General features: G+C 38.2%; 36 protein-coding genes. All 36 read right to left on the bottom strand.

Going from position 1 to position 23094, the window contains the following annotated elements:
• Nucleotides 1-207: 207 nt before the first annotated feature.
• The 36 genes from truA to rpsG all read right to left on the bottom strand — a co-directional run bounded on the left by truA (nucleotide 208) and on the right by rpsG (nucleotide 23094).
• Nucleotides 208-945 carry a tRNA pseudouridine(38-40) synthase TruA gene (gene truA, locus BCI01S_RS20415; protein ID WP_305781558.1) on the bottom strand — a complete coding sequence of 246 codons (738 nt, stop codon included), beginning with the start codon at nucleotides 943-945 and terminating at the stop codon, nucleotides 208-210.
• Between the two features lie 11 nt (nucleotides 946-956).
• Nucleotides 957-1751: an energy-coupling factor transporter transmembrane component T family protein gene (locus tag BCI01S_RS20420; RefSeq protein WP_047943728.1), complete on the bottom strand. Its 795-nt coding sequence runs from the start codon at nucleotides 1749-1751 to the stop codon at nucleotides 957-959.
• Nucleotides 1751-2623, bottom strand: coding sequence for an energy-coupling factor ABC transporter ATP-binding protein (locus tag BCI01S_RS20425; RefSeq protein ID WP_047943727.1), 873 nt, complete (start codon nucleotides 2621-2623; stop codon nucleotides 1751-1753). Before BCI01S_RS20425 ends, BCI01S_RS20420 begins: the two co-directional genes overlap by 1 nt.
• Complete coding sequence (locus BCI01S_RS20430; protein WP_047943726.1) at nucleotides 2599-3438, bottom strand: energy-coupling factor ABC transporter ATP-binding protein; 840 nt, start codon at nucleotides 3436-3438, stop codon at nucleotides 2599-2601. Before BCI01S_RS20430 ends, BCI01S_RS20425 begins: the two co-directional genes overlap by 25 nt.
• A 495-nt stretch (nucleotides 3439-3933) precedes the next feature.
• On the bottom strand, nucleotides 3934-4296 hold the full coding sequence (gene rplQ, locus BCI01S_RS20435) for a 50S ribosomal protein L17 (protein ID WP_016204582.1): 363 nt from the start codon (nucleotides 4294-4296) through the stop codon (nucleotides 3934-3936).
• Nucleotides 4297-4360: 64 nt separating this feature from the next.
• On the bottom strand, nucleotides 4361-5305 hold the full coding sequence (locus BCI01S_RS20440) for a DNA-directed RNA polymerase subunit alpha (protein WP_016204581.1): 945 nt from the start codon (nucleotides 5303-5305) through the stop codon (nucleotides 4361-4363).
• Nucleotides 5306-5477: 172 nt separating this feature from the next.
• Entirely contained in the window at nucleotides 5478-5867 is a 390-nt protein-coding gene (gene rpsK / locus BCI01S_RS20445) for a 30S ribosomal protein S11 (protein WP_016204580.1), read from the bottom strand.
• Between the two features lie 22 nt (nucleotides 5868-5889).
• Complete coding sequence (gene rpsM / locus BCI01S_RS20450; protein ID WP_016204579.1) at nucleotides 5890-6255, bottom strand: 30S ribosomal protein S13; 366 nt, start codon at nucleotides 6253-6255, stop codon at nucleotides 5890-5892.
• Between the two features lie 22 nt (nucleotides 6256-6277).
• Nucleotides 6278-6391, bottom strand: a complete 114-nt coding sequence (gene rpmJ / locus BCI01S_RS20455; protein ID WP_000868344.1) for a 50S ribosomal protein L36 — start codon at nucleotides 6389-6391, stop codon at nucleotides 6278-6280.
• 37 nt (nucleotides 6392-6428) lie between these two features.
• Nucleotides 6429-6647: a translation initiation factor IF-1 gene (infA, locus tag BCI01S_RS20460; protein WP_016204578.1), complete on the bottom strand. Its 219-nt coding sequence runs from the start codon at nucleotides 6645-6647 to the stop codon at nucleotides 6429-6431.
• Nucleotides 6648-7481: 834 nt separating this feature from the next.
• Nucleotides 7482-8132: an adenylate kinase gene (locus BCI01S_RS20465; protein WP_061800912.1), complete on the bottom strand. Its 651-nt coding sequence runs from the start codon at nucleotides 8130-8132 to the stop codon at nucleotides 7482-7484.
• A 61-nt stretch (nucleotides 8133-8193) separates the two neighbouring features.
• Nucleotides 8194-9489, bottom strand: a complete 1296-nt coding sequence (secY, locus tag BCI01S_RS20470; RefSeq protein WP_047943724.1) for a preprotein translocase subunit SecY — start codon at nucleotides 9487-9489, stop codon at nucleotides 8194-8196.
• The gene (rplO, locus tag BCI01S_RS20475; RefSeq protein WP_047943723.1) at nucleotides 9489-9929 is read right to left on the bottom strand and encodes a 50S ribosomal protein L15; all 441 of its coding nucleotides are present in this window, start codon (nucleotides 9927-9929) and stop codon (nucleotides 9489-9491) included. Before rplO ends, secY begins: the two co-directional genes overlap by 1 nt.
• Nucleotides 9930-9961: 32 nt before the next feature.
• Nucleotides 9962-10144 (bottom strand): 50S ribosomal protein L30, encoded by a 183-nt coding sequence (rpmD, locus tag BCI01S_RS20480; RefSeq protein ID WP_016204574.1) that lies wholly within the window; start codon nucleotides 10142-10144, stop codon nucleotides 9962-9964.
• Nucleotides 10145-10157: 13 nt separating this feature from the next.
• Nucleotides 10158-10658, bottom strand: coding sequence for a 30S ribosomal protein S5 (rpsE, locus tag BCI01S_RS20485; protein WP_047943722.1), 501 nt, complete (start codon nucleotides 10656-10658; stop codon nucleotides 10158-10160).
• A 24-nt stretch (nucleotides 10659-10682) separates the two neighbouring features.
• The gene (gene rplR, locus BCI01S_RS20490; protein ID WP_047943721.1) at nucleotides 10683-11045 is read right to left on the bottom strand and encodes a 50S ribosomal protein L18; all 363 of its coding nucleotides are present in this window, start codon (nucleotides 11043-11045) and stop codon (nucleotides 10683-10685) included.
• 32 nt (nucleotides 11046-11077) lie between these two features.
• Nucleotides 11078-11614: a 50S ribosomal protein L6 gene (gene rplF / locus BCI01S_RS20495; protein WP_047943720.1), complete on the bottom strand. Its 537-nt coding sequence runs from the start codon at nucleotides 11612-11614 to the stop codon at nucleotides 11078-11080.
• A 31-nt stretch (nucleotides 11615-11645) separates the two neighbouring features.
• Nucleotides 11646-12044, bottom strand: coding sequence for a 30S ribosomal protein S8 (gene rpsH, locus BCI01S_RS20500; protein WP_016204570.1), 399 nt, complete (start codon nucleotides 12042-12044; stop codon nucleotides 11646-11648).
• Between the two features lie 30 nt (nucleotides 12045-12074).
• Nucleotides 12075-12260, bottom strand: a complete 186-nt coding sequence (gene rpsN / locus BCI01S_RS20505) for a 30S ribosomal protein S14 (protein ID WP_009499044.1) — start codon at nucleotides 12258-12260, stop codon at nucleotides 12075-12077.
• 25 nt (nucleotides 12261-12285) lie between these two features.
• Complete coding sequence (rplE, locus tag BCI01S_RS20510; protein ID WP_047943719.1) at nucleotides 12286-12825, bottom strand: 50S ribosomal protein L5; 540 nt, start codon at nucleotides 12823-12825, stop codon at nucleotides 12286-12288.
• 27 nt (nucleotides 12826-12852) lie between these two features.
• A complete protein-coding gene (gene rplX / locus BCI01S_RS20515) occupies nucleotides 12853-13164 on the bottom strand; it encodes a 50S ribosomal protein L24 (RefSeq protein ID WP_016204568.1) in 312 nt (103 codons plus the stop codon).
• Nucleotides 13165-13200: 36 nt separating this feature from the next.
• The gene (gene rplN / locus BCI01S_RS20520; RefSeq protein ID WP_016204567.1) at nucleotides 13201-13569 is read right to left on the bottom strand and encodes a 50S ribosomal protein L14; all 369 of its coding nucleotides are present in this window, start codon (nucleotides 13567-13569) and stop codon (nucleotides 13201-13203) included.
• A 38-nt stretch (nucleotides 13570-13607) separates the two neighbouring features.
• Nucleotides 13608-13871 carry a 30S ribosomal protein S17 gene (rpsQ, locus tag BCI01S_RS20525; protein WP_031537905.1) on the bottom strand — a complete coding sequence of 88 codons (264 nt, stop codon included), beginning with the start codon at nucleotides 13869-13871 and terminating at the stop codon, nucleotides 13608-13610.
• A gap of 20 nt (nucleotides 13872-13891) precedes the next feature.
• Nucleotides 13892-14095, bottom strand: coding sequence for a 50S ribosomal protein L29 (rpmC, locus tag BCI01S_RS20530; RefSeq protein ID WP_003351417.1), 204 nt, complete (start codon nucleotides 14093-14095; stop codon nucleotides 13892-13894).
• On the bottom strand, nucleotides 14085-14519 hold the full coding sequence (gene rplP / locus BCI01S_RS20535; protein ID WP_016204565.1) for a 50S ribosomal protein L16: 435 nt from the start codon (nucleotides 14517-14519) through the stop codon (nucleotides 14085-14087). Before rplP ends, rpmC begins: the two co-directional genes overlap by 11 nt.
• A gap of 1 nt (nucleotide 14520) precedes the next feature.
• A complete protein-coding gene (gene rpsC, locus BCI01S_RS20540; RefSeq protein ID WP_047943718.1) occupies nucleotides 14521-15177 on the bottom strand; it encodes a 30S ribosomal protein S3 in 657 nt (218 codons plus the stop codon).
• Between the two features lie 3 nt (nucleotides 15178-15180).
• Nucleotides 15181-15522 (bottom strand): 50S ribosomal protein L22, encoded by a 342-nt coding sequence (rplV, locus tag BCI01S_RS20545; protein ID WP_047943717.1) that lies wholly within the window; start codon nucleotides 15520-15522, stop codon nucleotides 15181-15183.
• A gap of 18 nt (nucleotides 15523-15540) precedes the next feature.
• Entirely contained in the window at nucleotides 15541-15819 is a 279-nt protein-coding gene (rpsS, locus tag BCI01S_RS20550) for a 30S ribosomal protein S19 (protein WP_016204562.1), read from the bottom strand.
• Nucleotides 15820-15879: 60 nt separating this feature from the next.
• The gene (gene rplB, locus BCI01S_RS20555) at nucleotides 15880-16710 is read right to left on the bottom strand and encodes a 50S ribosomal protein L2 (protein ID WP_016204561.1); all 831 of its coding nucleotides are present in this window, start codon (nucleotides 16708-16710) and stop codon (nucleotides 15880-15882) included.
• 30 nt (nucleotides 16711-16740) lie between these two features.
• Complete coding sequence (gene rplW / locus BCI01S_RS20560) at nucleotides 16741-17025, bottom strand: 50S ribosomal protein L23 (RefSeq protein ID WP_016204560.1); 285 nt, start codon at nucleotides 17023-17025, stop codon at nucleotides 16741-16743.
• On the bottom strand, nucleotides 17025-17648 hold the full coding sequence (gene rplD, locus BCI01S_RS20565) for a 50S ribosomal protein L4 (protein ID WP_047943716.1): 624 nt from the start codon (nucleotides 17646-17648) through the stop codon (nucleotides 17025-17027). Before rplD ends, rplW begins: the two co-directional genes overlap by 1 nt.
• A gap of 28 nt (nucleotides 17649-17676) precedes the next feature.
• Complete coding sequence (gene rplC / locus BCI01S_RS20570; RefSeq protein ID WP_047943715.1) at nucleotides 17677-18303, bottom strand: 50S ribosomal protein L3; 627 nt, start codon at nucleotides 18301-18303, stop codon at nucleotides 17677-17679.
• A gap of 39 nt (nucleotides 18304-18342) precedes the next feature.
• The gene (gene rpsJ / locus BCI01S_RS20575; RefSeq protein WP_009336571.1) at nucleotides 18343-18651 is read right to left on the bottom strand and encodes a 30S ribosomal protein S10; all 309 of its coding nucleotides are present in this window, start codon (nucleotides 18649-18651) and stop codon (nucleotides 18343-18345) included.
• Nucleotides 18652-19195: 544 nt separating this feature from the next.
• Nucleotides 19196-20383, bottom strand: coding sequence for an elongation factor Tu (gene tuf, locus BCI01S_RS20580; protein ID WP_047943714.1), 1188 nt, complete (start codon nucleotides 20381-20383; stop codon nucleotides 19196-19198).
• Nucleotides 20384-20500: 117 nt separating this feature from the next.
• On the bottom strand, nucleotides 20501-22576 hold the full coding sequence (gene fusA, locus BCI01S_RS20585; protein WP_047943713.1) for an elongation factor G: 2076 nt from the start codon (nucleotides 22574-22576) through the stop codon (nucleotides 20501-20503).
• Between the two features lie 47 nt (nucleotides 22577-22623).
• Nucleotides 22624-23094, bottom strand: coding sequence for a 30S ribosomal protein S7 (rpsG, locus tag BCI01S_RS20590; RefSeq protein ID WP_016204554.1), 471 nt, complete (start codon nucleotides 23092-23094; stop codon nucleotides 22624-22626).

Raw genomic sequence — 23094 nt, forward strand, 5'->3', positions numbered from 1 at the left:
TTATGATATATCCTAGAGTAGCATATGTCAAGGGAATGTTACACCAGGTTTAGTTGTTATGAGAAAAAAATCTTTTTTTCGTGACTTTTACTCAAAGAACAACACTTTTTACTTATAAGAAAAGGATTCCTTGGTCACTTTCTGTACTCTTTTTGGAAAAGGAGGAAAGCATTAGTCTCCTCTCCCCAGCGTCGCAAGAATCATGGTTTAATACCATACCTTCCAAAGATACAATCCATTTGCAGAGGCTGTTTTTCCTGCTGCCTTTCTATCCTTTTTCTCTAAAATTACGGGAATATCTTGTGGTAACTTTTTCCCTCTTCCTACATCTAATAAGGTACCGACCATAATCCGCACCATATTATAAAGGAATCCATTCCCTTGGAAAGAAAAAATTAACATATTGTCTTCCTCTGTAAGCTTTACTCCAGTAATCGTTCTTACTTTTCTTTCTTTGTCTGTTTTAGCAGAGCAAAAACTAGTAAAATCATACTCTCCAATAAAATAACTTAGTGCTTCCCTCATCGCCTCCATATTTAGAGCATATGGATAATAATAGGCATAATTACGTTTAAAGGGATCTCTCCGCTCTCCTAATTGAATAAAATAGCGATACTCTTTCGCCGTTACATTATATCTGGCATGAAAGGAGTCGGGTACTGTCTCTGCATCTGCAACCACAATATCGTGAGGTAAAAGAGTATTTAGGGCAATCGGCCACTTATCTGCAGGTATATCAAGAGAGCTATCAAAATGAATAACTTGTCCCTTTGCATGTACGCCAGCATCCGTTCTACCCGAAGCTTGAATCTTTACTTCTACTCCTTTATGGAGCTTTTTTAAAGCCTTTTCGATTTCCCCTTGTATGGTTCGATCCTTTGGCTGGATTTGAAACCCACTATAATTCGATCCATCATAGCTAATTGTACATTTATATCTTTGCATCGCATTCTCCATTATGTTCTTAACACAAACAGCATAGCTGTTATTAGTAACAGAATAATAATCATTATGGTATCAATAGGATTCCAGATTAATTGGCGGTATTTCGTTCTTCCTTCTCCACCTTGATAGCCACGTGCCTCCATCGCAATAGCAAGCTCCTCTGCTCTTTTAAAGGAATTAACAAATAAAGGGATCAATAAAGGAATAATTGCTTGTACACGGCTTTTAATGGAGCCACTAGAGAATTCTACCCCTCTTGCCATCTGAGCCTTCATAATCTTTTCTGTCTCATCCATTAAAGTCGGAATAAATCGCAAGGAGATAGACATCATAAGCGCCAGCTCATAAACAGGAAATTTCACCTTTTTTAGTGGACCTAATAATGTTTCAATTGCATCCGTTAACTCAATTGGCGTAGTTGTCAGCGTAAGCAAGGATGTCATGATAATGAGCAAGAAGAAGCGAATAGAAATGAGAATCCCCATTCTAATACCTTCTTTATAAATCGTAATCCATCCCCATTCAAACAATAGCTCTCCATTCTTCGTGAAAAAAATATGCAAAATAAACGTAAAAATAATTAACCAAAAAATTGGCCTCAGTCCTAAATAAATGTACTTAATCGGTACATTGGAGATGGCGACTAAAGTACCTACATATACAATCAATAGCAAATAGCTCCAAATATTATTAGCCAAAAATACAATACAAATAAATAGGAAAACAAGTAGTAACTTGGAACGAGGATCCATTCTGTGTAATGTAGAATCAACGGGAATAAAACGCCCTATAATCATTTTTCCCATTAACTGCTCCCTACTTTCTTCTGAAGATACACTGCTAACTCATCCGTAAAATCTTCCATGTTTAAGTGAACCCGTTCCATCTTCATTCCGAATTTTGCTTCTACTTTCTTTTGGAATCGTACAACTTCAGGAACATTCAATCCAATAGCAGCTAAATCCTCTGCTTCTTTAAAAATTTCTATTGGAGTCCCTTGACGATGAACTTTCCCTTTATTCATAATGACTATTTGATCTGCATAATGAGCAGCATCCTCCATACTATGTGTAACTAGAACAGTCGTTAAATTTCGCTCTTTATGAAGCTTATAAAACATATCCATAATTTCTCGTCTGCCTCTTGGATCTAAGCCAGCTGTCGGCTCGTCTAATACAAGTACATCTGGTTCCATAGCCAGCACACCAGCAATAGCTATTCTTCTCATCTGACCGCCTGATAAATCAAACGGAGATTTCATAAGAAAATCTTCCGACAATCCTACCTCACTTAATGCCTTCACAGCTCTGATCTTTGCTTCTGATTCAGGAATACCAAAATTGAGAGGACCAAAACAGATATCCTTTTCTACTGTTTCTTCAAACAACTGTTGTTCTGGAAACTGAAAAACAATGCCCACTCTTTGCCGGATACTCCGTAAGTTCTTATGTTTCTGTCCACCCTCAAGTATACGGTCACCTATTACCACTTTCCCTTTAGACGGGGTTAAAAGAGCATTAAGATGCTGTAAAATGGTAGATTTACCTGAACCAGTATGACCTATAACGGCAACATAACTTCCAGAAGGAATATTAAAACTTACATCCTCTATCGCCAAGCGCTCAAACGGAGAATTTTCCTGGTAACGATACTCTACTTTTTGAAGTGAGATGTCCATATGCCTGTCACCAACTCTTCTTCTGTTAAATATATTTCCTCTAATGAAATACCTTTGTTTATTAAGCTTTCTCTAACCTTAATAGTAAAAGGTATATCTAAACCTATTTCAACAAGTTCCTTCTGCAGTTTAAATATTTCCTTAGGACTACCTTCCTTATATACCCTACCCTTATTCATTACGATAATCCGGTCTGCCTTAGCAGCTTCATCTAGGTCATGAGTAATCGAGATAATGGTCATATTTTCTTTTTGCAGCTCTCTCATAATATCAAAGACTTCTTCTCTTCCCTGAGGATCAAGCATAGAGGTAGCCTCATCTAATATGATAATTTCAGGTTTCAATGCAATTATTCCTGCAATAGCAACTCTCTGTTTTTGTCCTCCAGACAGATGGTGCGGCTCTTGATCAAGAAAAGATAACATCTTTACTTTTTCCAAAGAACGCTCTACTCTTGTTACCATCTCACTTCTTGGAACAGCGTTATTTTCTAAACCAAAAGCCACATCATCCTTCACCGTTGTACCAACAAACTGGTTATCAGGATTCTGGAATACCATTCCTACCTTTTTCCTTATGTCCCACACAGACTCCTCCGTTATCGGAATACCATCGATGACTATAGAACCTTCATGAGAGTATTGTAATCCATTTAATAACTTCGCTAACGTAGATTTACCTGAACCATTATGTCCAACTATCGCAACCCACTCACCAGCGTTTACATGAAAAGAAACATGATTAAGGGCAAATTCTGTCTGCTCCTCATATTTAAAAGATACATCTTCTACCTTTACTAAAATCTTTTGGTCCATTACATTCCCACCATTTACCTGCCAGATATTGTTGATTATAAATAAAGTAAAATTACTACATTCCTATTAATGACTATCAACCTGCATGTAATAACCCACTGAAAATATTTCAATTTTTTATTCTAACTCATTGTTAAAGCAAGATAAAAAAATAAACTCGCCAATTGGGCGAGCTTTGAATTGGTTTAACATAAGATTATTTGTATAATCTTTGATATCCTTTTTCTATGCTTGTTAAATATATCTTATGGTATTCCACTTCTTAGCACCCTGCAGTTCTAATAAAACATGAAAAAAGCCCGCACCTCTTTCTAACGATTTAAATCCAAAGAAGAGGTGCACGAGCTAGACGAGTCATTAAAAAAGATAAATGCTCATCATAACACTCTATATTGGCTTGATCTAAAAGTGAGGATTATTAAAGAAAAAGGGCACTTGAACAAGTTTCATAACAATATAAACTGTCCCGCACCCTAAGTTTCTTTGAAAATCCTATTACACTAACTCGATAATTACCATTGGTGCTCCGTCTCCACGACGAGGTCCCATTTTCATGATACGAGTGTAACCACCTTGACGATCAGTATAACGAGCAGCAACATCACTGAACAACTTTTGTACAGCATCTTGGTTTGTTTCAGCATTAGCAACTTCATGACGTACATAAGCAGCTGCTTGACGACGTGCATGTAGATCTCCACGTTTACCAAGTGTAATCATTTTTTCTACAACAGAACGAAGTTCTTTTGCACGAGCTTCAGTTGTTTCAATGCGCTCATTGATGATTAAGTCTGTAGTTAAGTCACGTAACATAGCTTTACGTTGTGCGCTTGTGCGTCCTAACTTTCTGTAACCCATGTGAGATTCCCTCCTTTTGTTAAAATACAAGCTTTATAGATATCGTTCATAATCAAGAGACTTCTCAGTCGTCTTTTCTTAATCCTAATCCAAGCTCTTCTAATTTATGTTTTACTTCTTCAAGAGATTTTCTACCTAAGTTTCGAACTTTCATCATATCTTCTTCCGTCTTATTCGCTAATTCTTGTACGGTATTAATACCAGCACGTTTTAAGCAGTTATAAGAACGAACAGAAAGATCTAATTCTTCGATTGTCATCTCAAGAACTTTTTCTTTTTGATCTTCTTCTTTTTCTACCATAATCTCAGCATTCTGTGCTTCGTCAGTTAATCCAACAAAGATATTCAAATGCTCAGTTAAAATCTTTGCACCAAGTGCGATAGCATCTTGAGGACCTGTACTACCGTCAGTCCACACGTCAAAAGTTAACTTATCATAATTAGTCAATTGACCAACACGAGTATTCTCTACTTGATAAGAAACACGAGATACTGGCGTAAAGATAGAGTCAATAGGAATTACACCAATAGGTTGATCTTCACGTTTATTTTGCTCTGCTGGTGTGTATCCACGGCCACGCTTTGCAGTTAAACGCATGCGGAAATTTCCGTTACTACCTAATGTTGCGATATGAAGATCTGGATTTAAGATCTCTACATCACTATCATGTGTAATGTCTGCTGCTGTTACTACCCCTGCACCTTGCATATCAATCTCTAAAGTTTTTTCATCATCAGAGTATATTTTCAATGCTAGCTTTTTGATATTTAATATGATAGCTGTAACATCTTCTACGACGCCTTCAATAGTTGAGAACTCATGAAGTACCCCATCAATTTGAATGGATGTGACAGCGGCACCTGGCAGTGAGGATAGTAGAATACGACGTAAGGAGTTACCCAAAGTAGTACCATATCCACGCTCAAGTGGCTCTACGACGAACTTACCATATTTGGCATCATCGTTGATCTCAACCGTTTCGATTTTTGGTTTTTCTATTTCGATCATCAAGATATACCCTCCTTCAAAACGTCGAAACCTCGGCAATTTTTACCGAAATTCCCCATGTTTACGTTCCCGCTTGTGCACAACAACTGGGTTAGTTAATAAATCTGTACGGGTTCTAAAAGTTTTAGTCATATCCCATTATAGACAAGGATAGAAAATTTATACAGAAAAATTAAACTCGGCGACGTTTAGGTGGTCGGCAACCATTATGAGGAACTGGAGTTACGTCTCTGATCGCTGTAACTTCTAGTCCTGCAGCTTGAAGAGCACGAATAGCAGCTTCACGACCTGCACCTGGTCCTTTAACTGTTACTTCTAAAGTTTTCATACCGTGTTCCATAGATGCTTTTGCAGCAGTTTCAGCAGCCATTTGTGCAGCGAATGGAGTAGATTTACGAGAACCTCTGAATCCAAGTGCACCAGCGCTTGACCATGAAAGAGCATTTCCATGAACGTCTGTAATAGTTACGATAGTATTGTTGAAAGTAGAACGAATATGAGCAACACCAGACTCAATATTCTTTTTAACACGACGTTTACGTGTATTAGTTTTACGTGCCATTATAATGTACCTCCTTTACCGATTATTTTTTCTTATTAGCTACAGTCTTACGAGGACCTTTGCGAGTACGAGCGTTGTTTTTCGTGTTTTGTCCACGAACTGGTAAACCACGACGGTGACGAAGGCCACGGTAGCAACCAATTTCCATTAGACGCTTAATATTTAAAGAAATCTCACGACGAAGATCCCCTTCTACTTTTAAACCGTCAATGATATCACGGATCTTGTTTAATTCATCTTCCGTTAAATCACGAACGCGTGTATCTTCAGAAACACCAGCTTCTGCTAATACTTTTTGTGCAGTATTTTTTCCAATACCGTAAATGTAAGTTAAAGATATTACTACACGTTTTTCACGTGGAATATCCACACCAGCAATACGTGCCATCTATATGCGCACCTCCTTGTTATTAACCTTGTTTTTGTTTGTGTTTAGGGTTTTCACAGATAACCATAACTTTACCACGTCTGCGGATAACTTTACATTTTTCGCAGATTGGTTTAACAGATGGTCTAACTTTCATTATCCTAACCTCCTTGATAGTACGGAGTGCAATCAGATTATTTAAAGCGGTAAGTAATTCTTCCGCGAGTTAAGTCATATGGAGATAACTCAACCGTTACTTTATCACCAGGTAAAATACGGATGAAATGCATGCGAATTTTACCAGAAACGTGAGCCAATACAGTATGACCATTTTCTAATTCTACCTTAAACATGGCGTTCGGCAAAGTTTCAGTGATTGTGCCTTCAATTTCGATTACATCGTCTTTAGCCATCGAAAATCTCTCCTTTCCATAAAAAAATACGAGATCCATCTTAACTAATATAGCAAAGTGTAGCTCTTCTTGTCACACGATCGGTGTACATTAAACTACTCTGAACTGCTCCTATAATATAATATAACTGCATTTAACTGCAACTAATTGATTATACCATAAGAGAAGGTACTTCGTCCGCTATTAATTATAAAAAAATATAATAATAGGCAAAGAAATAGAAAAAGGTTTAATGCTACCAACTAAACTTAGCATTGCTAGATCATTCATTTTAAGAAAGAAATGATCTTTCCTCTCATTACGAATATTCTATCAACAGCCTTGTGTCTTATCGTATCGAAGTATACAAGCATTTATATGACCTTTTTCAAGAAAAATTATCATTCTTCATGAGTCTAGCCTTAAAACTTCCCACTCATACTTGGTTTCACTTGAAAAGCCACATAGATTTCGTATTTCAAGGATTTCGTAGACTGTTCGACAACTGCACACCTGTTTCTAATACCAATCGTCATAATAGAAAGAATAATAGTTACATTACCTTCTTCACTACTAGATAAAAAAGCAATTCAAGCGGAGTTACCATGAAATCCAAAATACTCTGCACCAATTATCTAAATTGATTAATCTTTTAACGAAGATAAACATGTCAAAATAACACGGTTATGCTTTTTTTGTTACAGATATAACCATGAAAATTATTATACCTTTTGAAAAAAGGAAATGCATCATGTTTAGGAATAAACTCCTCAGCCATTTCATCCCAATTCTTCTATTTATTATCTCTGATTTATTCCATGCTAGAGAACAGATTAGTCAAAGCAAAAGTTACTCTTATTTTAAAGTACTTAATAATTCGTCAAGATCTACGAATACTTTATTAATATCTTGTTGTCCATTGATATTACGAAGATAACCTTTTGACTCATAGAAATCAAGTAATGGTTGAGACTGCTTGATATTAACTTCTAAACGATTTTTCACTGTTGCTTCATTATCATCAGCGCGTTGGTATAATTCGCCTCCACAACGATCACATGTATCTGGCTTGGTTGGCGGATTAAACACTAGATGATAGGTCGCACCACAGCTTTTACAAATACGTCTGCCTGTTAAACGCTCCATTAATATCTCTTGATCCACTTGAACATTGATACAAAAGTCTAGTTTCTTATTCAAATCAGACAAAATATTTTCTAAAGCTTCTGCTTGAGGAACTGTACGAGGAAAACCATCTAAAAGAAAACCTTTTTCACAGTCATCCTTGCTAAGTCTTTCGCGAACAATACCAATTGTCACTTCATCTGGTACTAATTCACCTTTATCCATAAAAGATTTTGCCTTTAGTCCAAGTTCTGTTTCGTCTTTCATAGCCGCACGGAACATGTCGCCAGTTGAAATATGAGGGATGTCGTACTTCGCGACAATCTTCTCAGCTTGTGTACCTTTACCTGCGCCAGGGAGCCCCATTAAGACTAAATTCATGCGTATTCCCCCTCAAGTTCTCTTACATAAAATTCAAGGGACAAGCGTCCCCTAAATTATACTATTTAATAAAACCTTTATAGTGTCGTTTTACTAATTGAGATTCTAATTGCTTCATTGTTTCCAATGCCACCCCAACCACGATTATAATACTTGTTCCGCCAATCTGAGCCGATTGTGGAAGCCCTGCAATATTAATGAAAAATACAGGAAGTATTGCAATAATGGCTAAGAATAGAGCTCCAACTAGTGTTAAACGAGATAGAACACGTGATAAATAATCTTGCGTACTTTTACCAGGTCGAATACCTGGAATATATCCACCTTGTTTTTTCAGGTTTTCAGAAACTTGTTCTGGATTCACCTGAATGAAAGCATAGAAATAAGTAAAAGCAAGGATTAATACCGTATATATAATCATTCCTATTGGATGAGTATAGTCAAATACTCTTTGTATCCAGGAAGTAACGTCGTTTTGCGGTAAGAATGATGCAATAGTTCTCGGTGTAACCAAGAAGGAAACTGCAAAGATAACTGGAATAACACCAGCAGAGTTTACTTTCAACGGTAAATGTGTTGATTGTCCACCTGTGCTGCTATTTCCGTTTACCATTCTTTTAGCATATTGAATTGGTATCTTTCTAAGAGCTTGCTGAATGAAAATTACTCCTACTACTATTGCAATGACAGCTAGAACGATTAAAGCTAACGTAACAATATTAAGGAATAATTGATCACCCGGGTTGTCAAACTGCTGAGCATAGATTTGATTAGCAATAGAAGGAATTCCGGCTGCGATACCAGCAAAAATGATAATAGAAATACCATTCCCAACCCCTTTAGAAGTAATTAGTTCTCCTAACCACATTAAAAAGGCTGTACCAGCTGTTAACACAAGAGAAATTACCAAATACGATGAAAATCCAGGTTTTGTAATCAATGCACCACCAGCAAGATTATTAAAACCGTATGACATACCAAAACCTTGGATAAGTGCTAGAACGATTGTAAAGTAACGCGTAAACTGCGTTAATTTTCTTCGTCCAGCCTCACCCTGTTTTGACCATTCCGTAAATTTTGGTACAACATCCATTTGTAATAAGCTTACAATAATAGACGCTGTAATATACGGCATGATTCCCATTGCAAGAATAGAAAAATTCTTTAGTGCTCCACCACCGAAAGTATTTAAAATTCCGAAGGCGCTAAAAGCATCTTGTGCTTTTAAAAAGTCTGCATTCACATACGGTACAGGAATAAATGTACCAAGACGAAATATAATCAACATTAATAGGGTGAATATGATTTTTCGTCTTATTTCACCCACGCGCATAAAATTGGAGATTGTCTGAAACATCAGATCACCTCTGTTTGACCGCCGGCAGCTTCAATAGCTTCCTTTGCAGCAGAGGAGAATTTATGAGCTTTAACAGTAAGCTTTTTCTCTACGTTGCCTTTTGCAAGAATCTTAATTCCTGCTTTTTCGTTGCTAACAACTCCTGTTTCGATAAGAAGTTCTGGAGTTACTTCAGTTCCCTCTTCAAAACGATTTAGAGTATCTAAATTAACAATAGCGTATTCTTTACGGTTGATATTAGTAAAACCACGTTTAGGTAAACGACGGAATAAAGGCGTTTGACCACCTTCGAATCCAGGTCTTACACCCCCACCTGAACGTGCGTTTTGACCTTTATGACCTTTACCAGCAGTTTTACCATTACCTGAACCGATACCGCGCCCTTTGCGTTTACGTTCTTGACGAGAACCTTCTGCAGGTTTTAATTCATGAAGTTTCATTTTGGCACCTCCTTATTGAAGAAGAATGATTTTTAATTTTCTTTTACAGTTACAAGATGTGATACTTTATTGATCATACCGCGAATTGCAGCATTATCTTGTTGAACAACTGTTTGATTTACCTTACGTAATCCTAAAGCTTTAACTGTTTCGCGTTGGTCTTGCGGACGACCAATTACGCTTCTAGTGAGGGTAATTTCCAGATTGTTTGCCATTTAATTTCCCTCCTTATCCTAACAGTTCTTCTACTGATTTTCCACGTAACTTCGCTACGTCTTCAGCACGTTTTAATTGTTTTAAACCGTCTAAAGTGGCACGAACCATGTTAATTGGTGTGTTAGTACCTAATGACTTAGATAAGATATCAGCTACACCAGCTAATTCAAGCACAGCACGTACTGGACCACCAGCGATAACCCCTGTACCTGCAGAAGCAGGCTTCAATAGGATTTCACCAGCTCCGAAATGTCCGATAATTTCGTGTGGAATTGTTGTACCAACCATTGGTACTTCAATAAGATTTTTCTTCGCATCTTCAACCGCTTTGCGAATTGCATCAGGTACTTCTTGAGCTTTACCAGTACCAAAACCAACGTTACCATTTTTGTCCCCAACTACTACTAGAGCAGAGAAACGAAAACGACGTCCACCTTTAACAACTTTCGCTACACGGTTAACTGTAACTACGCGTTCTTCAAGTTCAAGTTTGTTTGGATCAATACGACGCATCTTTTTATGTCCCTCCTTTGTCTATTAAAATTCTAGGCCGTTCTCACGAGCAGCATCAGCTAAAGCTTTTACGCGACCATGATATAAATATCCTCCGCGGTCAAATACTACTGATTTAATTCCTTTTTCTACAGCACGTTTAGCTACTAATTCACCGATCTTAACTGCAGCTTCTAAATTACCAGTAGATTCAAGGTTAAGCTCTTTATCTAATGAAGATGCACTTGCGATTGTTACACCATTAACATCATCAATTAATTGAGCGTAAATGTGTTTGTTTGAACGGAACACATTTAAACGAGGACGAGCTTCAGTTCCGCTAAGTTTAGAACGCACACGTGCGTGTCTTTTCTTACGAACTTGATTTTTATCAGCCTTCGTAATCATTTAGGTCACTCCTTTCGTTTACCTATGCGGCATTACTTACCAGTTTTACCTTCTTTTCTACGTACATATTCGCCTTCATAACGGATACCTTTCCCTTTATAAGGTTCTGGTGGACGAACGTCACGAATGTTAGCAGCAAGTGCTCCAACACGCTCTTTACTAGTTCCTTTTACAACTACTTTCGTAGCAGATGGTACTTCGATTTCAATACCAGCTTCTGGTTCGATTTCTACTGGATGAGAGTAACCTACGTTCAATACAAGTTTGTTTCCTTGTTTTTGAGCACGGTAACCGACACCGATTAATTCAAGACCTCTTTCAAAGCCTTTTGAAACACCCTCCACCATGTTAGATAACAATGCACGAGTTGTTCCATGTAATGCACGATGTTCCTTCACATCAGAAGGACGAGTTACATTAATCACGTTTTCTTCTAAGCTGATCGCAATATCAGAATTAAAAGTACGAGTTAATTCACCTTTAGGACCTTTCACCGTTACAGTACTTTTATCAATAGTAACTGTAACGCCTGCTGGTACTTCGATTGGTTTTTTACCTACACGAGACATTTAGTTGCACCTCCATTCATTAAACCTATTATTACCAAACGTATGCTAATACTTCTCCGCCAACTTGTTTCGCACGAGCTTCTTTATCAGTAAGTACTCCTTGAGAAGTAGAAACTAATGCAATTCCAAGACCGTTTAATACACGAGGTACTTCTGTTGCTTTCGCATAAACACGAAGACCAGGTTTACTAATTCTTTTAAGTCCAGTAATTACACGCTCGTTGCTTGAACCGTATTTTAAGAAAATGCGGATAATACCTTGTTTGTTGTCTTCGATATATTCTACATCACGTACAAAACCTTCACGCTTTAGGATTTCAGCGATCTCTTTTTTGATGTTAGAAGCAGGAACTTCTAATTTTTCGTGACGAACCATATTCGCATTACGGATTCTTGTAAGCAAATCTGCAATTGGATCTGTCATAACCATTTGTATTTACCTCCTTCCCAATATCGGGTTTTACCAGCTAGCTTTTTTCACACCAGGAATTTGTCCCTTATACGCTAATTCGCGGAAACAAATACGGCAAAGCTTAAATTTACGGTACACAGAATGTGGACGACCACAACGTTCGCAACGTGTGTATTCTTGTACTTTATATTTAGGCGTGCGTTTTTGTTTCGCAATCATTGACTTCTTAGCCACATCTTCGCCTCCCTCTAATTAGAGATTACTTTTGGAACGGCATTCCAAATTGAGTTAACAGTTCACGAGCTTCTTCATCTGTTTTTGCAGTTGTAACGATAACAATGTCCATTCCTCTAACTTTGTTTACTTTATCGTAATCAATTTCAGGGAAAATCAATTGTTCTTTAACACCTAAAGTGTAGTTACCGCGTCCGTCAAATGATTTTTTAGATACACCACGGAAGTCACGTACACGTGGAAGAGAAACAGATACAAGTTTATCAAGGAATTGATACATGCGTTCTCCACGAAGAGTAACTTTTGCTCCGATAGGCATTCCTTCACGCAGACGGAAACCTGCAATTGACTTCTTAGCACGAGTGATTACTGGCTTTTGACCTGTAATTTGTGCTAATTCTTCAACAGCAACATCTAATGCTTTAGCATTTGCTACAGCATCACCGACACCCATGTTAACAACGATTTTTTCCAGTTTTGGAACTTCCATAACTGATTTATAATTGAACTTGCTCATAAGAGCAGGAGTAGTTTCTTTAACAAATTTTTCTTTTAGGCGGTTCATTCATTGTACCTCCCTTCTTCATTTGAACTATTTATCTAGAATTTCACCGGATTTTTTCGCTACGCGTACTTTTTTACCATCAACCGTTTTTGATCCTACACGAGTAGGTTCACCAGTTTTAGGGTCGATAGGCATAACGTTGGATACATGAATAGCAGCTTCCTGGTCATTGATTCCACCTTGTGGATTCAATTGGGATGGCTTAGAGTGCTTCTTAACAATGTTGATTCCTTCAACGATCACGCGATCTTTTTTAGGGAATGCAGCAAGAACAACACCAGTTTTGCCTTTATCCTTACCAGAGATGACCATTACTTTGTCACCTTTTTTAACATGCATCTTTTCGCACCTCCTTAAAGGCAATTAAAATTTATATTATAGTACTTCTGGAGCTAATGATACAATCTTCATAAAGTTGTTATCGCGAAGTTCGCGTGCAACTGGTCCAAAGATACGTGTTCCACGTGGACTCTTATCATCACGGATAATTACACATGCGTTTTCATCGAAACGAATGTAAGTACCGTCTGCACGACGAACACCACTTTTAGTTCTAACGACTACTGCTTTAACTACGTCACCTTTTTTAACAACGCCACCTGGTGTTGCTTGTTTCACAGTAACGACGATGATATCACCGATGTTTGCAGTTTTACGTCCTGAACCACCAAGAACTTTAATAGTAAGTACTTCACGAGCACCAGAGTTGTCAGCAACTTTCAAACGTGATTCTTGTTGAATCATGTGTGTAACCTCCCTTCGGGATGCTTAATTCCGAACAATTATATAATAACTGCTTTTTCTACTACTTCTACAAGACGGAAACGTTTTGTAGCTGATAACGGGCGAGTTTCCATAATGCGTACGATATCGCCAGTTTTTGCTGTGTTTTGCTCATCATGAGCTTTATACTTCTTAGAGTATTTCACGCGTTTGCCATATAAAGGGTGTTTTTTGTATGTTTCAACAACAACTGTAATGGTTTTATCCATTTTATCAGATACAACACGACCAGTATAGACTTTGCGTTGATTGCGTTCGCTCATTCTACGAACCTCCTCTCAACTTATCGATTATTGACGCCGATTTCTCTCTCACGAATGACAGTTTTCATTCGAGCGATCGCTTTGCGTACTTCACGAATGCGAGCTGTATTTTCAAGTTGTCCAGTCGCTAATTGAAAGCGAAGGTTGAAAAGCTCTTCTTTTAAGGATTTAACTTTTTGTTCAATTTCAGCAGTGGTAAGGTCACGAATTTCATTAGCTTTCATTAGTTTCACCACCAATTTCTTCACGTTTTACAAACTTACATTTAACAGGAAGTTTGTGCGCTGCAAGACGAAGAGCTTCACGAGCGATCTCTTCAGATACACCAGCTACTTCGAACATAATTTTTCCAGGCTTAACTACTGCTACCCAACCTTCAGGAGCACCCTTACCGGAACCCATTCGGACTTCAAGAGGCTTAGCAGTGTAAGGCTTATGAGGGAAAATTTTAATCCAAACTTTACCGCCACGTTTCATGTAACGTGTCATTGCAATACGAGCAGACTCGATTTGACGGTTTGTAATCCAAGAAGCTTCTAAAGATTGTAAACCGTATTCACCGAATGCAACTTCTGTACCACCTTTTGCTTGACCACGCATTTTACCACGATGAACACGACGATATTTTACACGTTTAGGTAGTAACATATTATTTGCCTCCTTCCTCAGTTTTCTTCTTCGTTGGAAGGATCTCTCCACGATAGATCCAAACTTTTACACCTAATTTACCATAAGTTGTATCAGCTTCAGCAGTTGCATAGTCGATATCTGCGCGTAGAGTGTGCAATGGAACAGTTCCTTCGCTATAAGACTCTGAACGTGCAATATCTGCGCCGCCTAGACGACCTGATACCATTGTTTTGATACCTTTAGCACCAGCACGCATTGAACGTTGGATTGCTTGTTTTTGAGCACGGCGGAAAGATACACGGTTTTCTAATTGACGAGCAATGTTCTCAGCAACTAGTTTTGCATCCATATCTGCTCTTTTAATTTCTAAAATATTGATGTGTACACGTTTGCCAGTAAGTGAGTTAAGAGCTTTACGTAAAGCTTCAACTTCTGTACCACCTTTACCAATAACCATACCTGGTTTAGCAGTGTGGATAGTAACATTTAAGCGGTTAGCAGCACGCTCGATTTCTACTTTAGAAACAGAAGCATCACTTAGGCGTTTTGTAATATACTCACGTACCTTTAGGTCTTCGTGTAAAAGATCAGCATAATCTTTACCTGCGAACCATTTAGATTCCCAGTCACGAATGATCCCAACACGTAAACCGACTGGATTTACTTTTTGACCCACTAATTACCCCTCCTTCTTTTCTGATACAACGATAGTGATGTGGCTAGTACGTTTGTTGATTTGACTTGCACGACCTTGTGCACGTGGACGGAATCTCTTTAGAGTTGGTCCTTCATTAACGTATGCTTGCTCAACCACTAGGTTATTAATATCCATTTCGTAGTTATGCTCTGCGTTAGCAATAGCAGATTTTAAAACTTTCTCTACGATTGGAGAAGCTGCTTTTGGAGTTAACTTCAAAATAGCTACCGCTTCACCAACTTGCTTTCCTCGAATTAAATCTACGACTAAACGAGCTTTACGAGGAGCAATACGAACTGTATTTGCAACAGCTTTTGCTTGCATTAGAATGCCCTCCTCTCATTAACGTCTTGTTTTCTTATCGTCACTTGCATGACCTTTGTAAGTACGAGTTGGAGCAAATTCTCCAAGTTTGTGACCTACCATGTCTTCAGTAACATAAACTGGAACATGTTTACGACCATCATAAACAGCGATTGTTTGACCGATGAATTGTGGGAAGATCGTAGAACGACGAGACCAAGTTTTCACAACTTGCTTCTTATCACTATCACTTAATTTTTCGATCTTTGTTAGTAAATGATCATCAACAAAAGGTCCTTTTTTTAAGCTGCGACCCATAATGGAACCTCCCTTCGTGATTGTTCTACGGTTCTATCATTGAACCGTAGTTCAACCCCGTTATTTTTTACGGCTACGTACAATAAATTTATCAGATTTATTTTTCTTGCTACGCGTTTTGTAACCAAGTGTTGGTTTACCCCATGGAGACATTGGTGATTTACGTCCGATTGGAGCGCGTCCTTCACCACCACCGTGTGGATGGTCATTAGGGTTCATTACAGATCCACGTACAGTTGGGCGTTTACCTAACCAACGATTACGACCTGCTTTACCAATGTTGATTAATTCGTGTTGTTCATTACCAACTTGACCGATTGATGCACGGCAAGTAGCAAGAATTAAACGAACTTCACCAGAATTTAAACGTACAAGTACGTATTTTCCTTCTTTACCAAGCACTTGAGCGCTTGTTCCAGCAGAGCGAACTAATTGTCCACCTTTACCTGGTTTTAACTCGATGTTGTGGATTACTGTACCAACTGGAATGTTAGCAAGTGGTAATGCATTACCTGGCTTGATATCAGCCTCAGGTCCTGACATAACTTCTAATCCAACTTCTAAATTTTTCGGTGCAAGAATGTAGCGTTTTTCACCGTCTACATAATTGATTAACGCGATATTAGCAGATCTGTTTGGATCGTACTCAATTGTAGCAACGCGTCCTGGAATGCCATCTTTGTCACGTTTAAAATCGATTACACGATATTGACGCTTATGACCTCCACCTTGATGACGAACAGTTAACTTACCTTGGTTATTACGGCCGCCTTTTCTGTGTAAAGGAGCAAGTAATGACTTTTCAGGAGTACTTGTAGTGATTTCACTAAAGTCTGAAGATGTCATATTACGTCGACCATTGGAGGTAGGTTTATATTTTTTAATCGCCATTTGTGTTCCCTCCTCTTCTAAATATTATTATTAAGCTTCAAAGAATTCGATTTCTTTGCTGTCAGCTGTTAATTTAACAATTGCCTTACGACGTTTGTTTGTGTATCCACCAAAACGTCCCATACGCTTGAATTTACCTTTGTAGTTCATGATGTTAACTTTTTCAACTTTAACGCCAAAGATTTCTTCAACAGCATCTTTAACTTGAGTTTTATTAGCTCTTACATCAACTTCAAACGTGTATTTTTTATCAACCATTAAATCAGTAGAACGTTCAGTGATAACGGGGCGCTTAATCGTATCGCGTGCATCCATTATGCAAGCACCTCCTCTACTTTTTCAACCGCTGCTTTTGTCATGATTAATTTATCATGGTTTAAAACATCTAATACTGTAATTCCAGAAGCAGTAACAACTGTTACCCCCGGGATGTTACGAGCAGATAATGCTACGTTTTCATCAAGGTCAGCTGTAACGATTAATGCTTTCTTTTCTACAGAAAGATTACCTAATACGGCTTTGAAATCTTTAGTTTTAGGTGCCTCAAAAGCAAGGCTTTGTAATACTAAAATATTTTCTTCTAATACTTTAGTAGATAATGCAGACTTAATTGCTAATCTACGAACTTTTTTAGGTAATTTATAGCTGTAGCTACGCGGTACCGGTCCAAATACCGTACCACCACCACGCCATTGTGGAGATCTGATAGATCCTTGACGTGCACGTCCTGTACCTTTTTGGCGCCATGGCTTACGTCCACCACCAGCAACCTCAGAACGAATTTTAGTTTTATGAGTTCCTTGACGTAAAGAAGCTCTTTGCATAACAACTGCTTCAAATAAAACACTTTTGTTAGGCTCGATACCAAATACTGATTCATTTAATTCGATATCTCCAGCTTGCTTACCGTCTTGGTTGAATAATGCAACTTTAGGCATTCTTATTTCCTCCTTTCCAGATTAATAATTATGCTTTAACAGCAGTTTTAATTTTTAATAAAGCTTTTCTAGCTCCAGGTACATTACCTTTGATTAATAGTAGATTGCGCTCTGCATCCACTTTAACAATTTCTAAGTTTTGAACAGTAATCTGTTCTCCACCCATACGTCCTGGTAATGCTTTACCTTTGAATACACGGTTTGGCGCTACAGGTCCCATTGAACCTGGACGACGATGGTAACGAGAACCGTGAGCCATTGGTCCGCGAGATTGTCCATGGCGCTTGATTGAACCTTGGAAACCTTTCCCTTTAGAGATACCTGTTACATCCACTATATCGCCTTCAGCGAAAATACTTACATTGACTTCTTGACCAACCTCATACTCTTCCACGCTAACATCTCTAAATTCACGAACGAAGCGCTTAGGAGCAGTACTTGCTTTAGCAACATGTCCTTGTTCAGGTTTGTTAGCTAACTTTTCACGTTTGTTTTCAAAACCGATTTGTACTGCTGCATAGCCATCAGCTTCAACAGTTTTCTTTTGAAGAACAACGTTTTCAGCAGCTTCCACTACTGTTACAGGGATAAGATTGCCGTTATCAGCGAATACTTGAGTCATACCTATTTTTCTTCCTAAGATTCCTTTGGTCATTTAAGTCACACCTCCTGATTGTTTAAATGTTTATTTCAATTATAATTTAATTTCGATATCTACACCTGACGGTAAATCCAGACGCATTAGTGAATCAACTGTTTGTGGAGTTGGGTTCACGATGTCGATTAGACGTTTATGCGTACGCATTTCAAACTGTTCACGAGAATCTTTATATTTATGAACCGCACGTAGGATTGTGTATATAGACTTCTCTGTTGGTAACGGAATCGGTCCAGATACAGCAGCACCAGAACGTTTTGCAGTTTCAACGATTTTCTCAGCTGATTGATCTAAAATTCTATGATCATACGCTTTTAAACGAATACGAATTTTTTGTTTTGCCATTATTTTCCCTCCTTTTCGCCTATTTTAGAATAGACATTCTCCGCAGGAATTTCCCACACACTCGCCATGGCAAAGCGGCCGGGTGTGTCAGCAACCTCCCACATCATCGCAAGTCAAAGACCAACATTGTCTATTATACATAAAAACGCCTAGAAAAGCAACAACATTTATTATTTTTCTTTCGTTTTAGTACACTCAGATTATTATACATATTCCATGATCATATTTCAACCCAATGTATAATTGTCAGTCAATTGGTAATGAACCATTTAGATTTAAGAAAACTATTAGTAAGACTTTTATATTCTAACAAAAAGTAGTAAAAGATTATATAGAAAGATTTTGGAAAACCACTTTCTTCTATATTAATAACTCTATCTATTATAGCTAACCTTAATAATTAAACATATTTACTTCGACTAACATTTATCTCTATCTTCAAATATTAAAATTACCATTTACATACCTGTATCAATTTTAATAACAATAGATTTAATTACAAAAAAAACAAGCTGACGAATCAGCTTGTTTTTATCAAAGGTTATTATTCAACGATAGTAGCAACTACACCAGCGCCTACTGTACGTCCACCTTCACGAATAGAGAATTTAGTTCCTTCTTCGATAGCGATAGAAGAAATTAATTCAACATCCATTTCAATGTTGTCACCAGGCATAACCATTTCTACGCCTTCAGGTAAGTTACAAATACCAGTTACATCAGTTGTACGGAAGTAGAACTGAGGACGGTAGTTAGTGAAGAATGGAGTGTGACGTCCACCTTCTTCTTTTGATAATACGTAAACTTCAGCTTTGAATTTTACGTGTGGAGTAATTGTACCTGGTTTTGCTAATACTTGACCACGTTGGATTTCTTCACGAGCAACCCCACGAAGAAGTGCACCAATGTTATCTCCAGCTTCAGCATAATCAAGTAATTTACGGAACATTTCAACACCAGTTACAGTAGTTGATTTTTTCTCTTCAGCTAAACCGATGATGTCTACAACGTCACCAACTTTAACTTGTCCACGCTCAACACGACCAGTTGCAACTGTACCACGACCAGTAATTGAGAATACATCCTCAACTGGCATCATGAATGGTTTGTCAGTGTCACGAGTTGGAGTTGGGATATATTCATCAACTGCAGCCATAAGCTCAGTGATTTTTTCTTCCCAAGCAGCATCTCCTTCAAGAGCTTTAAGAGCAGAACCTTTAATTACAGGAATATCATCACCAGGGAATTCATATTCTGATAATAGGTCGCGTACTTCCATTTCTACTAATTCTAATAGTTCTTCGTCATCAACCATATCACATTTGTTTAAGAATACTACTAAGTGAGGTACACCAACTTGACGAGAAAGAAGGATGTGCTCACGAGTTTGTGGCATTGGACCATCAGTAGCAGATACTACTAAGATACCGCCATCCATTTGAGCAGCACCAGTGATCATGTTTTTAACATAGTCAGCATGTCCTGGGCAGTCAACGTGTGCATAGTGACGAGTAGCAGTTTCGTACTCAACGTGTGCAGTAGAGATTGTGATTCCACGCTCACGCTCTTCTGGAGCAGCGTCGATTTGATCATAACCGCGAGCTTCACCGCCACCAACTTTAGAAAGTACAGTTGTGATAGCAGCTGTCAATGTAGTTTTACCATGGTCAACGTGACCAATTGTTCCAATATTTACGTGTGGCTTAGAACGATCGTATTTAGCTTTTGCCATTAGGAAAATCCTCCTTTGATTTGTAAAAAATAAGTATTTTTATAGAGCTGTGATTAATGATCACAGCTTTATTGCCTACATAGTAGTTATACTTCATTAAAAAGGTAAAATCAACAATTACCCTTTATTTTTTTTGATGATCTCTTCAGAGATTGATTTTGGTACTTCTTCATAGTGATCAAACACCATTGAGAATACTCCACGACCTTGCGTGCTTGAACGTAATGTCGTAGCATAACCAAACATTTCAGAAAGAGGAACCATCGCACGAACAACTTGTGCGTTACCACGAGCTTCCATACCTTCAACACGTCCACGACGTGAAGTGATATTACCCATGATATCACCCATGTATTCTTCTGGAATGATAACTTCTACCTTCATAACAGGCTCAAGAATTACAGGATTACATTTAGATGCTGCATTTTTCAATGCCATTGAAGCAGCGATTTTGAACGCCATCTCAGATGAGTCAACATCATGGTATGATCCATCAAATAATTTAGCTTTGATGTCTACCATTGGATAACCAGCAAGCACTCCTCTTTGTAACGCATCTTCTAAACCAGCTTGAACTGGAGCGATGTATTCACGTGGAACAACACCACCGACGATAGCATTTTCAAATTCGAATCCTTTACCTTCTTCATTTGGTGAGAACTCAATCCAAACGTGTCCATATTGTCCACGTCCACCAGATTGACGTGTGAATTTCCCTTCAACTGCTGCAGAAGAACGGAATGTTTCACGGTAAGCAACCTGAGGAGCACCAACATTAGCTTCAACTTTGAATTCACGACGCATACGATCTACAAGAATATCTAAGTGAAGTTCACCCATACCAGCGATGATAACTTGACCAGTCTCCTGGTTAGTATGCGCACGGAACGTTGGATCTTCTTCTTGTAATTTTTGTAGTGCAGTTGTCATTTTATCTTGGTCAGCTTTTGATTTAGGTTCAATAGACAATTCGATAACCGGCTCTGGGAATTCCATTGATTCTAAGATTACTAAATCCTTTTCATCACATAGAGTATCTCCAGTAGTAGTATCTTTTAAACCTACAGCCGCTGCGATATCACCAGCATATACTTCTGTAATCTCTTGACGGCTGTTTGCGTGCATTTGCAGAATACGTCCTACGCGCTCACGCTTACCTTTTGTAGAGTTTTGTACATATGAACCAGAGCTCAATGTACCAGAGTATACACGGAAGAATGTCAGTTTACCAACGAATGGATCTGTCATTACTTTGAACGCAAGAGCAGCGAATGGCTCATCATCACTTGAGTGCTTTTCGATTACTTCATCTGAATCAGGAGCAGTACCTTTAATTGCAGGTACGTCTAATGGAGATGGTAAGTACTCAATAACAGCATCAAGCATTTTTTGTACACCTTTGTTTTTGAAAGCTGAACCACAGATTACTGGGTAGAATTCAACGTTAACTGTACCTTTACGGATAGCAGCTTTTAATTCATCAGTAGTGATTTCCTCACCACCAAGATATTTTTCCATTAACTCTTCATCAAGTTCAGCTACAGCCTCAACCAATTTCTCATGGTATTCTTCTGCTAACTCTCTGTAGTCTTCTGGAATTTCACGTTCTTGAATATCTGTTCCTAGGTCATTTCCGTAGAAAGTTGCTTTCATTTCAACTAAGTCAATGATACCTTCGAATTGATCTTCAGCACCAATTGGTAGTTGAATTGCATGAGCGTTTGCTTGTAAACGTTCATGTAAAGTTTTTAATGAATAAAGGAAGTCTGCACCGATTTTATCCATTTTGTTTACGAATACTACACGAGGTACACCATATGTTGTAGCTTGACGCCAAACTGTTTCTGTTTGTGGTTCAACACCAGATTGTGCATCAAGTACTGCAACAGCACCATCAAGTACGCGTAGGGAACGTTCAACTTCAACAGTGAAGTCTACGTGTCCTGGAGTATCGATGATGTTTACACGGTTACCTTTCCATTGTGCAGTTGTTGCTGCTGATGTGATGGTAATTCCACGCTCTTGTTCTTGCTCCATCCAGTCCATTTGAGATGCACCTTCGTGAGTTTCACCAATTTTGTGGATACGACCAGTGTAGTAAAGTACACGCTCAGTTGTAGTCGTTTTACCAGCATCAATATGTGCCATGATACCAATATTACGAGTGTTTTCTAAGGAGAACTCTCTTGCCATTTGGTCTTTCTCCTTTCATAATGAAAGTATTTTTGTAAATTATAATATTACCAACGGTAGTGAGCAAACGCTTTGTTCGCTTCTGCCATTTTGTGTGTATCTTCACGTTTCTTAACTGATGCACCAGTGTTGTTAGCTGCATCTAAGATTTCGTTAGCTAATCTCTCTTCCATTGTTTTCTCTCCGCGAAGACGAGCATAGTTAACTAACCAGCGAAGACCTAAAGTAGTACGTCTTTCAGGACGAACCTCCACTGGAACTTGATAGTTAGAACCACCAACACGGCGTGCTCTTACTTCAAGAACTGGCATGATATTCTTTAATGCTTGATCAAATACTTCAATCGCTTCTTTTCCAGAACGCTCAGCAACGATTTCGAATGCTGAATATAGGATAGCTTGCGATTTCCCTCTTTTACCATCAATCATCATTTTGTTGATTAAACGAGATACAAGCTTTGAATTGTAAATCGGATCTGGTAATACGTCTCTTTTTGCTACAGGACCTTTACGTGGCAT

This window comes from Niallia circulans NBRC 13626 (assembly GCF_001591585.1).
Taxonomy (GTDB): domain Bacteria; phylum Bacillota; class Bacilli; order Bacillales; family Cytobacillaceae; genus Niallia; species Niallia circulans.

Coding starts and splice junctions, on each gene's coding strand:
- rplF (WP_047943720.1), bottom strand. CDS start 11,614: ATGTCTCGTGTAGGTAAAAAACCAATCGAAGTACCAGCAGGCGTTACA.
- fusA (WP_047943713.1), bottom strand. CDS start 22,576: ATGGCAAGAGAGTTCTCCTTAGAAAACACTCGTAATATTGGTATCATG.
- rpsG (WP_016204554.1), bottom strand. CDS start 23,094: ATGCCACGTAAAGGTCCTGTAGCAAAAAGAGACGTATTACCAGATCCG.
- infA (WP_016204578.1), bottom strand. CDS start 6,647: ATGGCTAAAGACGATGTAATCGAAATTGAAGGCACAATCACTGAAACT.
- rpmD (WP_016204574.1), bottom strand. CDS start 10,144: ATGGCAAACAATCTGGAAATTACCCTCACTAGAAGCGTAATTGGTCGT.
- rplE (WP_047943719.1), bottom strand. CDS start 12,825: ATGAACCGCCTAAAAGAAAAATTTGTTAAAGAAACTACTCCTGCTCTT.
- rpsS (WP_016204562.1), bottom strand. CDS start 15,819: ATGGGTCGCAGCTTAAAAAAAGGACCTTTTGTTGATGATCATTTACTA.
- rpsH (WP_016204570.1), bottom strand. CDS start 12,044: ATGGTTATGACAGATCCAATTGCAGATTTGCTTACAAGAATCCGTAAT.
- secY (WP_047943724.1), bottom strand. CDS start 9,489: ATGTTTCAGACAATCTCCAATTTTATGCGCGTGGGTGAAATAAGACGA.
- truA (WP_305781558.1), bottom strand. CDS start 945: ATGCAAAGATATAAATGTACAATTAGCTATGATGGATCGAATTATAGT.
- BCI01S_RS20430 (WP_047943726.1), bottom strand. CDS start 3,438: ATGGACCAAAAGATTTTAGTAAAGGTAGAAGATGTATCTTTTAAATAT.
- rplQ (WP_016204582.1), bottom strand. CDS start 4,296: ATGGGTTACAGAAAGTTAGGACGCACAAGCGCACAACGTAAAGCTATG.
- rpsE (WP_047943722.1), bottom strand. CDS start 10,658: ATGCGTCGTATTGATCCAAACAAACTTGAACTTGAAGAACGCGTAGTT.
- rpmC (WP_003351417.1), bottom strand. CDS start 14,095: ATGAAAGCTAATGAAATTCGTGACCTTACCACTGCTGAAATTGAACAA.
- rplB (WP_016204561.1), bottom strand. CDS start 16,710: ATGGCGATTAAAAAATATAAACCTACCTCCAATGGTCGACGTAATATG.
- BCI01S_RS20440 (WP_016204581.1), bottom strand. CDS start 5,305: ATGATCGAAATAGAAAAACCAAAAATCGAAACGGTTGAGATCAACGAT.
- rplV (WP_047943717.1), bottom strand. CDS start 15,522: ATGCAAGCAAAAGCTGTTGCAAATACAGTTCGTATTGCTCCTCGTAAA.
- BCI01S_RS20420 (WP_047943728.1), bottom strand. CDS start 1,751: ATGGGAAAAATGATTATAGGGCGTTTTATTCCCGTTGATTCTACATTA.
- rplO (WP_047943723.1), bottom strand. CDS start 9,929: ATGAAACTTCATGAATTAAAACCTGCAGAAGGTTCTCGTCAAGAACGT.
- rpsJ (WP_009336571.1), bottom strand. CDS start 18,651: ATGGCAAAACAAAAAATTCGTATTCGTTTAAAAGCGTATGATCATAGA.
- BCI01S_RS20465 (WP_061800912.1), bottom strand. CDS start 8,132: ATGAATTTAGTCTTAATGGGGCTCCCTGGCGCAGGTAAAGGTACACAA.
- rplP (WP_016204565.1), bottom strand. CDS start 14,519: ATGTTACTACCTAAACGTGTAAAATATCGTCGTGTTCATCGTGGTAAA.
- rpsM (WP_016204579.1), bottom strand. CDS start 6,255: ATGGCACGTATTGCTGGTGTGGATATTCCACGTGAAAAACGTGTAGTA.
- rpsK (WP_016204580.1), bottom strand. CDS start 5,867: ATGGCACGTAAAACTAATACACGTAAACGTCGTGTTAAAAAGAATATT.
- rpmJ (WP_000868344.1), bottom strand. CDS start 6,391: ATGAAAGTTAGACCATCTGTTAAACCAATCTGCGAAAAATGTAAAGTT.
- rplN (WP_016204567.1), bottom strand. CDS start 13,569: ATGATTCAACAAGAATCACGTTTGAAAGTTGCTGACAACTCTGGTGCT.
- rplX (WP_016204568.1), bottom strand. CDS start 13,164: ATGCATGTTAAAAAAGGTGACAAAGTAATGGTCATCTCTGGTAAGGAT.
- tuf (WP_047943714.1), bottom strand. CDS start 20,383: ATGGCAAAAGCTAAATACGATCGTTCTAAGCCACACGTAAATATTGGA.
- rplR (WP_047943721.1), bottom strand. CDS start 11,045: ATGATTACGAAGGCTGATAAAAATCAAGTTCGTAAGAAAAGACACGCA.
- BCI01S_RS20425 (WP_047943727.1), bottom strand. CDS start 2,623: ATGGACATCTCACTTCAAAAAGTAGAGTATCGTTACCAGGAAAATTCT.
- rplW (WP_016204560.1), bottom strand. CDS start 17,025: ATGGATGCACGCGATACGATTAAGCGCCCCGTTATCACTGAACGTTCT.
- rplD (WP_047943716.1), bottom strand. CDS start 17,648: ATGCCTAAAGTTGCATTATTCAACCAAGACGGTAAGCAAGCTGGAGAT.
- rpsQ (WP_031537905.1), bottom strand. CDS start 13,871: ATGAGCGAACGCAATCAACGCAAAGTCTATACTGGTCGTGTTGTATCT.
- rplC (WP_047943715.1), bottom strand. CDS start 18,303: ATGACCAAAGGAATCTTAGGAAGAAAAATAGGTATGACTCAAGTATTC.